This is a genomic window from Virgibacillus salarius, from assembly GCF_039521925.1.
Taxonomy (GTDB): domain Bacteria; phylum Bacillota; class Bacilli; order Bacillales; family Amphibacillaceae; genus Virgibacillus; species Virgibacillus salarius.
In genome coordinates this window covers 25,938-38,997 of sequence record NZ_BAAACY010000171.1, presented here as the reverse complement: position 1 = coordinate 38,997, position 13,060 = coordinate 25,938, and the positions used below count along the sequence as shown (strand labels likewise).

Sequence of the window (13,060 nt, the reverse complement as noted above, 5' to 3'; positions counted from 1 at the left end):
ACATCTAACATTTCAAAATAACTACTTGGCTTAACGCAGTCATTGCACTGATTTTATACTTTCTTAACTTACAAGGAAAAGCTCAAAAGCATCGTTGTATGTAAATATTTGGTGACGTGAGTGCTTGTGCAGCGTTAAGGAAAACGATTCAGAAAGAGTTGGTTCGCCTCTGAGTTTGCCTAGTACTTTTTCTCCTTAGTGGAAGCTCTGTATATTCCCTTCGCTGCATGAAGCTTACCATAACCACAACAAATAGCTTAGAACCCATAAAAGCCAAACTGATTGAAGTTCGGCTTTTACTTTATTGCTCTAAGACAGATTGACTATGGTTGATAAATGAAAAAAATCAGTAAAGTTAGTTAACTTGAGATAAAATAATCCTTATAATAATAGATTGTCACGATAACTGAAATCACCAAATAACCAACTGCGGTATAAAAAACGATAGAGGGGGTAAATTGCTTTTTCTCCTCTTCCATTTTCATTCCTGTCTGCGATTGAACACTCATCCGCACCAGATTTGTAGTATACCCCCCTGATGAAGTAAAGAACCAAATAATCACAACAAATACTAATCCAATCAAAAAGGAAAATTCAATCCATTCAGCATCAAACATAGAAGCAATTCCCCAATTCGCACCGAAGATCACACATAATGTTATAATAATCAAGCCTATATTTTTCACCGTTATCCTCCCATATCATAGCTTTATTTGTTTATACGAATAATTATCTAAAAAGTTTCATAATTAATGTAATTAGTTGTTAGGATCAATTTAATGAATAAATATGCTTATACTTGATCCATATAAGGGATTAGATAACGTAAATAAATATATATGGTTGCAATAATAAGCGAGATAATGACTAACGGGAACCCATATAATAAAAAGCGAATAAATGGTATTTTTTGTTTAGCACCTTCAGCTAATCCTGCAACAACTACATTGGCGGAAGCACCTACAAGTGTTGCATTACCTCCCAGACATGCTCCTAATGCTAGTGACCACCATATTGGATCTAGATAAACCATTCCATAACTCTCAAATTCTTGAACAACCGGTATCATAGCCGCTACAAACGGAATATTGTCAACCACACCAGAAAATAATCCTGATATCCATAGGATTAGTAATGTAGTTTTTACATAATCGCCATCCGTTGAAACGACAATTGCTCTTGCTAATTCATCTATAACCCCTACCTCTTCCAGACCACCAACAAGTGTAAACAAACCAATAAAGAAGAAGAGTGTTACCCATTCCACTTTTTCAAAAATTTGCTCTGTAGCTAGCTCCTTCTCTGTAAGAAGCAATAATAATATCGCTCCAGATAAAGCAATTGCTGTTAATTCAACATGAAGAAATGCATGAAATAAAAACCCGGAAATCGTTAGTATAAGAACTGTGATCGATTGATAAAGCATTGGTGTTTTATTCAAATACGATGCCGCATTAATCTTTACTAATTCTTCAATTTCTATTGACTTTCGTTTTAATGTATTTCGAAACAAAAAAGAAACCAATACTAACATAATGACAAACAGTATGATTGCAACTGGAGCGACATGAATGAGAAAAGAAGAGAAGGTTAAGTGCTCAACTGCTTGTCCAATCATAATGTTTGGTGGATCACCTATCAATGTTGCTGCACCACCTATGTTAGAGCTAAATATAATTGTAACAAGATATGGAAACGCAGGAAGTTTCAATAGTTTAGTGATTTTAAGGATAATAGGCACAAAAATTAATACAGTCGTTACATTATCTAACATAGCTGAACCTATTCCAGTTAGTATGCTAGCTCCAATTAGCAATGGAATTGGCGCTCCTTTTACGCGCTGAGCAAATCGAATCGCAATATAAGAGAATAGACCGGTCTTCTCTGTAATTGCAATCAATACCATCATTGAAAATAAAAGAGCAATCGTATTCCAGTCAATATAATCGACAAGCATTTTTTCCGTTGTATATATACCTGTAAGTAATAATAATGTTCCACCAGTCATTGTTACAACAGCACGATTCACCTTTTCAGTCATGATAAATATATAACAAATAATAAATATGATTGTAGCAAGAATAATTTCCATCTTACACCTGCTTTCCTTTCTTCCACTTTTACACGCCTTAATACACTATATGTTAGAAAATAACAAAATATTTTTCGTCTATTATTTTTTGTTTATGAATACGATTAATTAAGTGGACAATCTTGAAAGGAGAGATCAGGGTGCACAAACAACATGTTACAGCATTATTATACGGATGGATTACCGTATTAGGCTTAATACTGGTAGCTAGCTTTATTTTGGCTTTATTACTTCGATTTACCTCATTTAATGAACCTACGTTATCGTGGGTTACTCTCATTATTGGTTTGCTCTCGCTCTTTATTGGTGGGATGGCTGCCGGAATGAAAGGAAAGGAAAAAGGATGGATGATCGGATCTGTCACCGGTGTTGGTTTCACGCTATTCATTTTTCTAGTTCAATACTTAGGCTATCAACAAGGATTTACATTAGAACAGTCGCTACATCATATGGGGTATATTGCAGCAGCTTTGCTCGGTGGGTCGGTTGGTGTTAATATCGTTGGACCACAGCCAACTGAAAACTAATTTCGTTGAGACAAGTACATCCGTTTTGATAATAAGTCCAAGCGGATTTACTTTTGCCATTATCCTGTCGCATGAATGCTGTTGTCTTTAATAACAGGCATTATAAACAATCCATTTTTCAAGAAACGGCTTATATCTAAGCTTAAAAAGAATACTTCCCGATAAGTAAAGGACAGCACACCAAACATTTATCACGGTGTGCTGTCCTTTATATTATGTATCCATTTTACTTTCTACATTTCTCATGGTATAAGCAACAGACACTTTGTCTATTGCTTACCCGACGAGTTTATAGGCTAGTCTTATTGTTTTACTTCACGAATCGCAGAACGGTCATACGTAAGCTTTGAACCGTCACCGCCTTGTATAACTACTGTGTTTTCATCCATAGCGTGAATCTCACCATGAAAGCCACCAATTGTAATTACCGTGTCTCCCTTTTGTAAGTCTGACTGCATTTGTCTCACTTGCTTTTGACGTTTTTGCTGAGGACGTATTAGCAAGAAGTAGAAAATAACAAACATCAGGATAATAGGTAATAAAGAAACAAGCATTTCCATTATTGAATTCCTCCTTTCAAATTATTAGAAATTCCTTGCGTCGGGTTTATTGAAACCGTATTGTTCAAAGAATTCTTCTTTAAATGAGCCAAGTCGATCTTCGCTTATAGCTGTTCGTACTTGCTTCATTAATTTTAACAGAAAATAGAGATTATGATAAGTAGTAAGCCTAAATCCGAATGTTTCATTACACTTAATTAAATGTCGGATATAAGCGCGCGTATAATTTTTACACACATGGCAATCACAATTTTCATCAATTGGATTAAAATCACGTGCATACTTCGCATTTCTTACTACTAATCGTCCATTTGACGTCATGCAGGTCCCATTTCTAGCAATTCTCGTAGGGAGCACACAATCAAACATGTCAATTCCTCGTAACGCACCATCAATTAAAGAGTCTGGAGATCCAACCCCCATTAAATACCTAGGTTTATTAGTTGGCATTAATGGTGTAGTAAACTCAAGCACCCGATTCATTACGTCCTTCGGTTCCCCAACAGATAACCCACCTATAGCATAGCCTGGGAAATCAAGTGAAACAAGATCTTCCGCACTTTGTCTACGCAGACCTTCATACTCTCCACCCTGAATAATACCAAATAATCCTTGATCCTTTTTTCGTTGATGTGCAGCTAGACATCTCTCTGCCCATCGGGAGGTTCGCTCCACAGAATCCTTCATATAACTGTGCTCCGCAGGATATGGTGGACATTCATCAAACGCCATCATTATATCAGAACCAAGGTCATTTTGTATATTTATAGCCTTCTCAGGTGATAAAAAGAGTTTCTCACCACTTAAATGATTGCGAAAATGAACACCCTCTTCTGTGATTTTACGCATATCACTCAAGCTAAAAACTTGAAATCCACCAGAATCGGTTAGGATTGCTCCATCCCAATTCATAAAGCGATGTAGTCCCCCTGCTTCCTTTACAATATCATGACCAGGACGAAGCCATAGATGATACGTATTTGATAAAATGATATTTGCATTCATATCTTTTAATTCTTCTGGGCTCATTGTCTTAACAGTTGCTAATGTTCCAACAGGCATAAAGGCTGGTGTATCAAATGATCCATGTGGTGTATGGACTCGTCCAAGTCTAGCACCTGTTTGTTTACAAGTTTTAATTAATTCATATGTGATAGGTGTCATAAAATATTCTTCCTTTTAGTTTATATAATTAACATGGCATCACCAAAGCTAAAAAATCGATATCTTTGATCTACCGCTTCTTGGTATGCTTTTAAGACTTTATTTTTATCGGCAAATGCGCTAATCAGCATAATTAGCGTAGATTTTGGCAAATGAAAGTTTGTAATTAAACCATTTATGGCTTTAAATTCATAAGGTGGATATATAAATATATCTGTCCACCCACTTGTTTCCGTGAATACACCACTGTTATCTCTAGCAATTGTTTCTAATGTTCTTGTAGAGGTAGTACCAACGGAAATAATTCTTCCGTTACTTTCTTTTACATGATTAAGAATATCTGCTGTTTCTTTAGTCATATGATAAAACTCAGCATGCATTTTATGTTCTTCAACATTATCTACGCTAACTGGTCGGAAAGTACCTAACCCTACGTGTAAGGTAATAAAAGTTATAATAACTCCCATTTCTTGCAACTCATCTAACAATTCTTTTGTAAAATGTAATCCTGCCGTTGGTGCAGCAGCTGATCCTTCCTCCTTTGCGTACACAGTCTGATACCTTTCCTTCTCCTGATCTGGCAATTGTTCTTTAATATATGGCGGCAAGGGCATTTCTCCTAAGCCCTCCAGTACTTCATAGAAGATCCCCTCATAGGTAAATTCAACAATTCGGCCACCATGATCCTTTAATCCCGTACACGTAGCTTTCAGTTGTCCGTCACCAAAAATGATCTCCGTTCCTATTTTTACTTTTTTAGCTGGCTTTGCCAGTACTTCCCAAGCATCGTTATCTGTTTGATGTAATAGCAAAATTTCTACACTTGCTCCAGTCTCTTCTTTCATACCATGTAAACGTGCAGGCAGTACTCGTGTATCATTTAATACCAAGCAATCTCCTTTTTTAAAATAGTTTTTGATATCTATAAACTGTTGATGCTCTATATCTCCACTTTGCCTATCTAATACCAGTAGCCTTGAAGCTGATCGATCTTTCAATGGTGTCTGTGCTATCAGTTCTTCTGGTAAATCAAAATCAAACTCATCAATATTCATCCTTAATCTCCTTACCTATGTTTAGCGATACTTGCCAAAGATGTAAAATAAAAGTGTTAGTATAATACTGACTGCTATAGAAGTTACGATTGGGAAATGAAAAACAAAATTCCCCTTTTTAATCGTAATATCACCTGGTAATTTACCAATAATGGTCCAAATAATTCCAATGACAAGGAAGAGTAAACCAAGCAGAATAAATAGTTTACCGATGTTCATTTTCATCCGCTACCTTCAGACCAAAGTGTTCGTAAGCCTTTGGTGTTGTGACTCTTCCCCGAGGAGTTCGCTGAATGAAACCAATTTGTAATAAGTATGGCTCATATACATCTTCAATCGTTTGTGATTCTTCTCCAATTGTTGCAGCAATTGTATCTAAGCCTACTGGTCCTCCTTGAAAGCTATGAATGATTCCCTTTAAAAGCTTATGATCAATATGATCTAATCCTTCTTTGTCTACTTGTAGCATTTCTAAAGCTTCACCTGTCGTATCAATGCTAATTTCCTCTTCCCCTTTAACTTGGGAAATATCACGGATTCGCTTTAGTAAGCGATTAGCAATCCTCGGCGTTCCTCTAGAACGTCGAGCAACTTCAACAGCTGCGGCTTGCGATATGGATGTGTTAAATATTTCAGCTGTTCGTTCAATAATTGCACACAGATCCTTTGCCTCGTAAAATTCAAGTCTACTTAATACACCAAAACGGTCGCGTAACGGTGCGGATAATAGCCCAGCTCTAGTCGTAGCTCCGACTAACGTAAAAGGAGGTAAATCAATTCTTACAGAACGAGCACTTGGTCCAGTTCCAATAACAATATCGAGAAAAAAATCTTCCATGGCAGGATATAATACTTCCTCGACAGAGCGAGGAAGTCGGTGAATTTCATCGATAAACAATACGTCCCCAGGTTCTAATGATGATAATATAGCAGCAAGATCTCCTGCCCGTTCAATTGCTGGTCCAGATGTGGATCGAAATTGAACACCCATCTCATTTGCGATGATAGCAGCAAGCGTTGTCTTTCCCAACCCTGGTGGTCCATATAGTAGTACATGATCGAGAGGCTCTTCTCGCATCTTTGCAGCTTGAATAAATATACTTAAATTTTCCTTTACTTTCTGCTGACCAATATACTGTGATAACGTAGTTGGACGAAGATTCAGCTCGACAGAGGAATCTTCCTCTTGAAACTCTCCAGTGACTACACGTTCTTCCATTATTATCTCCCTCCTCTACTATTTCATTAGTAATCCCAAAGCTTTTCGGATTAATTCGTCTGTATTCAACGTATTTTCTTTTTGTAATGTTGGTATAACCGTTTTTATTTCTTTTTCTGTATACCCCAGTGCTTTCAAAGCTTCCTGTGCTTCTTGTACAAGCATTTCATTCTTATTTTGCTTGAAGGCCGACTCGGTTGCAGAGCTATAATCGACAGCAACCGTTAACTTTCCTTTTAAGTCCAAAATAATTTGACGCGCCGTTTTCTTACCGATTCCTGGAAAGCTGGTTAAAAATGCATCGTCTTCTCTTTCGATTGCAGCTGCAAATCCAGCCACATCAACCGAAGCTAAAATCGCTAATGCACCTTTTGGTCCAATTCCTGACACCGAGATTAGCTTAGTAAATAGATATTTCTCTTCTTCGTTCTTAAACCCATATAATAATTGTGTATCTTCTCGAACATGATGATATGTATAAACAAATACTTCATTATGTTCAAAAGACTGAAATACAAAAGGATTCGCACATATGATCTCGTAACCAACCCCTTGAACATCAACAATTATTGAATCATCTTGTATATATGTAAGTATTCCTTTAATATAAGCTATCATTTATCCTACTCCTTCTCTTCATTCATTTTATCATAAGTAGCTATAAATGAATAAACTTCTATTCCTTCGTAAAGAAATAGAAGTTTTAATTCTTAGTCTGTAACTTCCAGATTATGATGAATGTCTTGAACATCTTCATTTTCTTCTAACGTTTCAATTAGATTTAACATATTTGATTCATCATTCTCTGCTAAAGAGCTGTATGTCTGCGGAATTAATGTTACTTCGGAATCAGCAATTTGAAAGCCCGATTCCTGCAAATGAGCAACAACAGCTTGGAATTCTTCTGGAGATGTAAATATTTCGTAAGCATCTTCTTCGCTACTTATATCTTCAGCTCCTCCTTCTAATGCTTCCAGTGTTAATTCATCCTCATCAATCGATCCGTCTTCATTCGAGATAACAATATACCCTTTACGATCAAACATAAATGACACACTACCATTTTCTCCTAGGTTACCATTATGCTTTTTAAAAGCATGACGTATATCTGCTGCTGTTCTGTTTTTATTATCTGTTAATACATTGACAATGACCGCTACTCCACCAGGGCCATAGCCTTCATATGTGATCTCTTCAAAACTAGCACCATCTAAAGTACCTGTAGCTTTTTTAATTGCTCGATCTATATTATCATTCGGCATATTATCTGCTTTTGCTTTATCTACTGCTAACCGAAGACTAGCATTCGTTGACAGATCACCGCCACCCTGTTTAGCAGCCGTATAAATATCTTTTGCATGACGCATAAAGATTTTTCCTTTTTTTGCGTCTTGTGCATTTTTACGTCTTTGAATATTTTTCCATTTAGAATGACCAGCCATGAGGACATTCTCCTCTCTAGAATTTTCCTTTATTACTATAACAAAAAAATAGGCTTTCTTAAAGGTTTTGACAAAAGAAAAAGGTGGAGACAAAACACAACTTCATTACTCAAAATATGAATAATCATGTTATTAACAGGAATATCATCGATGTACCATGAAAATATACTTGCTTTCCGCGAGCACGGACTCAGCTAACTTGGTAAAGAAAAACACGTTACCAAGTGAGTCTTCTGACTCGTGCTGTTCCCGCTAGATAAGGAAGGCTTCGTTAGCGATACATCACACACTGAAAAAGCGTTCTTCTTTTCAAGGATATTTCAGTTGCTATATTAATTATTCTAAGAACTAAAGCGCAAGCGCCAATTTAGAAACGTAGGGCGATTCGTGAAGTCACCTCGTTTCTGGCCGCTGGATCTGGACGTGGCTCAACACGCCCATCTATATACTCGGTGACAACCTTCCCTTTAAATTCTTCACTATATTTAGCCACAAAAACACGCCCTGAAATTAGATTTTTTACTCTAACTTCAGGGGGTCGGTACCTTATTGTTCTTTTTTTATTGCTTCTTAATTACGTTTGTCTCAGCCTCAATTATTATTGTTAATAAATTCATTGATATATTGTTCAATTTTATCTCCATTATTTTTGGCCTTCAGCCTTGCATCGAGGTTTTTCATACGATCCCAATGGATATCATCTGTATATACAATAATCTGTTTATCCGTATTTGGCACTAGCTTTTTTACTTCTTTTTTAATTTGCTGGACAGAATCTTTTTGTTTGGCATGCGCTTGTAAAATCACACCAACAATAATGCGATCGTCCGTTGACGCCACCTGCGCTTGTACAATTTCACGTTTATTTTGCAGCGTTTCTGCAATCATTTGCGCTTCTTCATTCGTAAATACATCAGTGTACCCATTTTTATTGTTTGCATCATTTGCTTTATCTTGGTGAGTCTGCGGATATCCACCTTTTTCTCCAATAGTCTGGTCACGGACATGTAAACGTTCTTTTTTCTCTTGATTCGTCTCATAGTGAATAGGCTGTGTATTTTTTCTATCTATTTCTCGCTGCGCATCTTCGTTTACACCATTGTCATTCGCACAAGCAACCATCGTGAAAAAAGCAGCTATTATAAATGCTTTCTTTGTCCACATAGGAATACCTCCCTTATTAATAGTTTGGATAAGGAAGGTATTTTTACACAGTTAATTTAAGGAAAAATTACTAATTTCTTTTGAATTGTGGTAACGGATCCCTTTTATGAGCTGTTCGTTTATGCATAGCTAAAATAGTTGATTTATCTTGTTCAGGAATAGACTCACCTTTGATAAAAGCATCAATCTTGGCATAGGAAGTACCCATCTCTTTCTCATCTGTTTGACCTTCCCATAAATCTGCACTCGGTTGCTTATCAAGCACTGATTGAGGAATACCTAGATATGCTGCTAATTCCTTCACTTCCCCCTTCGTAAATTCAACGATTGGTAAAATATCGACACCACCATCACCATATTTTGTAAAATAGCCTGTATACCATTCTGCTGCGTTATCCGTTCCAACGACAAGATAATTATGATGTGTTGCGACAGTGTACAATGTACTCATACGTAACCTAGCACTTAAATTGGCTTGAGCAAGCCGGGTATTGTCTTCTTGATATGTCTTATTTTCCTTCAATTCTTTTTTGATATTACAATACATTGCTTCACGAGCTTCCGTTAAATCTACTGTGATAGAGTTTAAATTACAGCTTTCCGTAACTGCTCTAGCATCCTGCATATTCACTTCACTTGTATTAATTGGCATAAGTACTCCTAAGGAATTATTAGGACAAGCACGTTTAATTAAATGCGCAACAACAGCTGAATCAATCCCACCACTAATTCCTACTAATAATCCGTCTACACCTGCAGATTTTACTTGGTCACGTAGCCATTCAACTATTTGATTCACTTCTTTTTCCATTCGTATCGCTCCTTGCTAAATTGATCCTCCATATTTATTTTAGCATTATTTTCATATCATTGAAAAAATATTGTCGCTTCTCCCAAGAATCTTGCATGCGAACAAGTTCGGATATCGGATTATCATTTTTATTTCTCTTTAGAAAATGAAGCCATTCACGCATCATATCTACTGGTATACAAATCGCATTCAACCATGCTTTCTGATCCTGCTGAGCTATCATTTCGTATGCCAACAATTTATTTATATCCCAATTTAGATAGGGTAAAAACCGCTGACCAAGCTGAATATAATCATACAACGGTGCTGTATTTTGTAGTAAATCAAAGTCAATTAATGTTGTATGCTGATTATTATTATTGATAAAATTATGTCCTGCGACGTCACCATGAATCCAGAGACCTTTATGCTTAGCATCCTCTTCGTAAATCTGCCAAGGAAATTGGGTAATGCGCTTTAAGTGAAGCGTTGTTGTCTTCACGATATCCGTATAAAGTTCCCTATAATTGTATGCTTCAAATATGGGCTTCGTTTCTTTAAATAAATGGAACCGGTGGTACCACCGATGTAAATAAGGTGTAGTATTTAAATATCTTGAATTCACATGAATATTACGTGCTGTTTTATGAAATTGTTTCAAACAATAAACCGCTTTTATTCGATCCTGCTCATTTTTGTAATGTAACTTTTCGCCAATAATGTATGCTGCTATGGTCCAAACTCCTTCATCTTCTTCAAGGTATAGCTTGCCATTTGGGAAATGAGAAAACGAATTAATGAACGGACTATTAACTTTTTCAAAAAACCCCCATTGCTTTAAAACATTCCCTTTGTTAGAATGCTTTTTTAAAATTAGCTTCTGATTACTAGTTTTAACAAGGTATACTGTAGATTTTTTTATTTTCTGAATAGCTTTAACTTCTATACCACCTACTTGGGACAAAAAAGAAGAGAGACGATAATAACTTTCGTCTCTTCTAATTTTTCTATTCACCTTGAGAATTTCCATTAGCGGACTGGTTATTTAGATTTGCATAAGGCATATAACCAGGTGGCATTGGATGAGGAGACTGGTACATTTCTTGCCCTAAAGGTGGATAAAGGTTAGGTGATTGACTAGTTGGTTGCTGTGATTGTGGCGGGACTTGATACTCTGGATTCCTATACATTTCGTGAGAACCTGAACCACCACATCCACAATCTTTGTCTTGGCCGTACATTGCACCCTGTACTTGTGGCATTGGGTAACCGTGGTGTGGCGCGCCGTAATATCCCTGTGGAGCTGGCCCCATCATTTGAAATGGTACTGGTGGATAACAAGGATCCATCACATAACAGCATAATGGCACCATAGGTACCTGCGGTTGAGGCATTGGTTTTACATGAGGTTTTTCTTTTTTAGGCTCCTCTTTCTTAGCAGGCTTTGGCTCAGGTTGCTTTGGCATATGCATTTGTGGAAAATTAATAGTCGTGTAATTTTGGAATTCTTGCTCCATAACCGGCATCTGCATCATTGGTTGAGCCGGCATAGGTGGCATTTGATGTACAGGCATTTCTGGCTTCATCATTTTTTGTTTCTCCTTATCATCTTCTTTTATAACAGGTAACGGCTTTGGAGAAACATCTTTATACGGTGTTTTCACTTGTTCTTTTGGCTTATGCTGCATTTGTGTCTGCTTCACAGCTTTGGTGGATCCTGGAATTTTTATCTTCATCCCAGGCATAATCATATCAGGACTAGAAATTTGGCTGTTAAGCTGTTTTAGCTCTTCAAAATCTACTCCATATTGCTGGGAAATTTCCCAAAGTGTATCCCCTTTTTGTACGATGTGTATCTTCAAAATTAATCAAACTCCTTTCATTTCATATCTGGGCTAATTACTCTATACCAACATATGCAACAAAAGTTTAAATGTTGATTAATTTAACTAGCTATTATAACAGTCGTTCACCGAAGAGCTCATATAACTGCAATGAACATAAAAATAGCCACCCAACTATAAAAGCAGGTAGCTATTTTTATAAAAAGCAGATGGTCATAAGAAAACATAGGTCCGATCGTTACAACGTCAAATGATGCGTAACTTTACAGCTACCTTATACATCCATTTGATAAACCGGATAAGTTCCAAGCATAGTTACCTTGCAACCCAATGCTTCTAATTCACCTCGAACGCCTGGAAAAAGAACATCATCATACGGTTGGTTCACGTCAATAATGAAAAAATAATTTCCAAGACCTGTTTTCATTGGTCTAGATTCAATCTTGGAAAGATTCATCTTTCGCCATGAAAATGCAGACAATACCTGATGAAGCGCACCAGCATAATCACTAGGCAGTGTAATTAATAGCGTCGTTTTTTCTGACTGTACGGAATGATTAATATGAACAGACGCTTTATTTTTACTTAATACGGCAAACCTTGTGTGATTGTTTGGAAAATCATGAATATCTTCCTGAATCATACGAAGTCCATACGTTTTTGCAGCTAGTTTATTACCTATAGCCGCGATTGGTTTATTAGTTTCACTAACCATTTGTGCAGCTTTACCAGTTGAAGACGTATAGCACAGCCTGGCTTGACTTAAATGCTTATGAAGATATTGATGACATTGAGCAATTGCATGACTGTGTGAATGTACCTCTTCTACGTCTGTTAAAGCACCTGAAAAATCAGGAGAGACAAGGAGATGCTGTTGAATTGGCACAACGATTTCCGACATAATCGGGATTCTTACTTGGTGTACCAAGTAATCAACAGTCAACTGTACTGTACCTTCAATAGCATTTTCTAAAGGCACAACTCCGACATCAATTTCATCTGCTTCTACTGCATCAATACATTCTGGTATCGTATCAAAACTATGCTTCGTTTCCCCATTAAAAGCTGTATCAACCGCTAATTTTGTAAACGTCCCTTTTGGTCCTAAATAACCTATCTTTGCTGTCAAACCGTTATCCCCCTTAATGCTCCCATTTCACCAGATATTCACTACTTGCCTTTAATTATTTTTATATTTTTGTT

The 13,060-nt window shown here is 36.7% G+C and carries 15 protein-coding genes; 1 reads left to right on the top strand and 14 read right to left on the bottom strand.

Annotation, left to right across the window (positions count from 1 at the left end):
* Positions 1 to 359: 359 nt before the first annotated feature.
* Both ABDZ84_RS20880 and ABDZ84_RS20875 read right to left on the bottom strand, forming a co-directional pair.
* Positions 360 to 686, bottom strand: coding sequence for a hypothetical protein (locus ABDZ84_RS20880; RefSeq protein WP_121605371.1), 327 nt, complete (start codon positions 684 to 686; stop codon positions 360 to 362).
* Between the two features lie 107 nt (positions 687 to 793).
* Positions 794 to 2,092 carry an ArsB/NhaD family transporter gene (locus ABDZ84_RS20875; RefSeq protein ID WP_121605372.1) on the bottom strand — a complete coding sequence of 433 codons (1,299 nt, stop codon included), beginning with the start codon at positions 2,090 to 2,092 and terminating at the stop codon, positions 794 to 796.
* A gap of 140 nt (positions 2,093 to 2,232) precedes the next feature.
* On the opposite strand from ABDZ84_RS20875, the gene ABDZ84_RS20870 reads away from it, so the two are divergent.
* A complete protein-coding gene (locus tag ABDZ84_RS20870) occupies positions 2,233 to 2,619 on the top strand; it encodes a TIGR04086 family membrane protein (protein WP_026681261.1) in 387 nt (128 codons plus the stop codon).
* 302 nt (positions 2,620 to 2,921) lie between these two features.
* Here ABDZ84_RS20870 and yajC read toward each other — a convergent pair whose 3' ends face one another.
* The 12 genes from yajC to pheA all read right to left on the bottom strand — a co-directional run bounded on the left by yajC (position 2,922) and on the right by pheA (position 12,986).
* Positions 2,922 to 3,179, bottom strand: coding sequence for a preprotein translocase subunit YajC (yajC, locus tag ABDZ84_RS20865; protein ID WP_026681262.1), 258 nt, complete (start codon positions 3,177 to 3,179; stop codon positions 2,922 to 2,924).
* Positions 3,180 to 3,203: 24 nt separating this feature from the next.
* Complete coding sequence (tgt, locus tag ABDZ84_RS20860; RefSeq protein WP_026681263.1) at positions 3,204 to 4,343, bottom strand: tRNA guanosine(34) transglycosylase Tgt; 1,140 nt, start codon at positions 4,341 to 4,343, stop codon at positions 3,204 to 3,206.
* Between the two features lie 20 nt (positions 4,344 to 4,363).
* A complete protein-coding gene (gene queA, locus ABDZ84_RS20855; RefSeq protein WP_026681264.1) occupies positions 4,364 to 5,398 on the bottom strand; it encodes a tRNA preQ1(34) S-adenosylmethionine ribosyltransferase-isomerase QueA in 1,035 nt (344 codons plus the stop codon).
* Between the two features lie 21 nt (positions 5,399 to 5,419).
* The gene (locus ABDZ84_RS20850; protein ID WP_343782872.1) at positions 5,420 to 5,617 is read right to left on the bottom strand and encodes a DUF2905 domain-containing protein; all 198 of its coding nucleotides are present in this window, start codon (positions 5,615 to 5,617) and stop codon (positions 5,420 to 5,422) included.
* Positions 5,604 to 6,617: a Holliday junction branch migration DNA helicase RuvB gene (ruvB, locus tag ABDZ84_RS20845; protein WP_343782870.1), complete on the bottom strand. Its 1,014-nt coding sequence runs from the start codon at positions 6,615 to 6,617 to the stop codon at positions 5,604 to 5,606. The genes ABDZ84_RS20850 and ruvB overlap by 14 nt, the downstream gene beginning before the upstream one ends.
* A gap of 18 nt (positions 6,618 to 6,635) precedes the next feature.
* Positions 6,636 to 7,235, bottom strand: a complete 600-nt coding sequence (gene ruvA / locus ABDZ84_RS20840) for a Holliday junction branch migration protein RuvA (RefSeq protein ID WP_026681267.1) — start codon at positions 7,233 to 7,235, stop codon at positions 6,636 to 6,638.
* 92 nt (positions 7,236 to 7,327) lie between these two features.
* Positions 7,328 to 8,059, bottom strand: a complete 732-nt coding sequence (locus tag ABDZ84_RS20835; RefSeq protein ID WP_026681268.1) for a YebC/PmpR family DNA-binding transcriptional regulator — start codon at positions 8,057 to 8,059, stop codon at positions 7,328 to 7,330.
* 591 nt (positions 8,060 to 8,650) lie between these two features.
* A complete protein-coding gene (locus ABDZ84_RS20830; protein WP_343782869.1) occupies positions 8,651 to 9,223 on the bottom strand; it encodes a YhcN/YlaJ family sporulation lipoprotein in 573 nt (190 codons plus the stop codon).
* Positions 9,224 to 9,293: 70 nt separating this feature from the next.
* Positions 9,294 to 10,034, bottom strand: coding sequence for an NAD(+) synthase (gene nadE / locus ABDZ84_RS20825; RefSeq protein ID WP_026681269.1), 741 nt, complete (start codon positions 10,032 to 10,034; stop codon positions 9,294 to 9,296).
* 34 nt (positions 10,035 to 10,068) lie between these two features.
* Positions 10,069 to 11,028: a phosphotransferase gene (locus ABDZ84_RS20820; RefSeq protein ID WP_166530866.1), complete on the bottom strand. Its 960-nt coding sequence runs from the start codon at positions 11,026 to 11,028 to the stop codon at positions 10,069 to 10,071.
* Positions 11,021 to 11,875 carry a SafA/ExsA family spore coat assembly protein gene (gene safA / locus ABDZ84_RS20815; RefSeq protein WP_051388314.1) on the bottom strand — a complete coding sequence of 285 codons (855 nt, stop codon included), beginning with the start codon at positions 11,873 to 11,875 and terminating at the stop codon, positions 11,021 to 11,023. Before safA ends, ABDZ84_RS20820 begins: the two co-directional genes overlap by 8 nt.
* Before the next feature lie 256 nt (positions 11,876 to 12,131).
* Entirely contained in the window at positions 12,132 to 12,986 is an 855-nt protein-coding gene (gene pheA / locus ABDZ84_RS20810; RefSeq protein WP_026681271.1) for a prephenate dehydratase, read from the bottom strand.
* Positions 12,987 to 13,060: the final 74 nt, after the last annotated feature.

Excerpts from the sequence above, each read along its gene's own strand:
- ruvA (WP_026681267.1), bottom strand. The coding sequence starts at position 7,235 with ATGATAGCTTATATTAAAGGAATACTTACATATATACAAGATGATTCA.
- ABDZ84_RS20835 (WP_026681268.1), bottom strand. The coding sequence starts at position 8,059 with ATGGCTGGTCATTCTAAATGGAAAAATATTCAAAGACGTAAAAATGCA.
- yajC (WP_026681262.1), bottom strand. The coding sequence starts at position 3,179 with ATGGAAATGCTTGTTTCTTTATTACCTATTATCCTGATGTTTGTTATT.
- ruvB (WP_343782870.1), bottom strand. The coding sequence starts at position 6,617 with ATGGAAGAACGTGTAGTCACTGGAGAGTTTCAAGAGGAAGATTCCTCT.
- ABDZ84_RS20875 (WP_121605372.1), bottom strand. The coding sequence starts at position 2,092 with ATGGAAATTATTCTTGCTACAATCATATTTATTATTTGTTATATATTT.
- queA (WP_026681264.1), bottom strand. The coding sequence starts at position 5,398 with ATGAATATTGATGAGTTTGATTTTGATTTACCAGAAGAACTGATAGCA.
- ABDZ84_RS20830 (WP_343782869.1), bottom strand. The coding sequence starts at position 9,223 with ATGTGGACAAAGAAAGCATTTATAATAGCTGCTTTTTTCACGATGGTT.
- nadE (WP_026681269.1), bottom strand. The coding sequence starts at position 10,034 with ATGGAAAAAGAAGTGAATCAAATAGTTGAATGGCTACGTGACCAAGTA.
- tgt (WP_026681263.1), bottom strand. The coding sequence starts at position 4,343 with ATGACACCTATCACATATGAATTAATTAAAACTTGTAAACAAACAGGT.
- ABDZ84_RS20850 (WP_343782872.1), bottom strand. The coding sequence starts at position 5,617 with ATGAACATCGGTAAACTATTTATTCTGCTTGGTTTACTCTTCCTTGTC.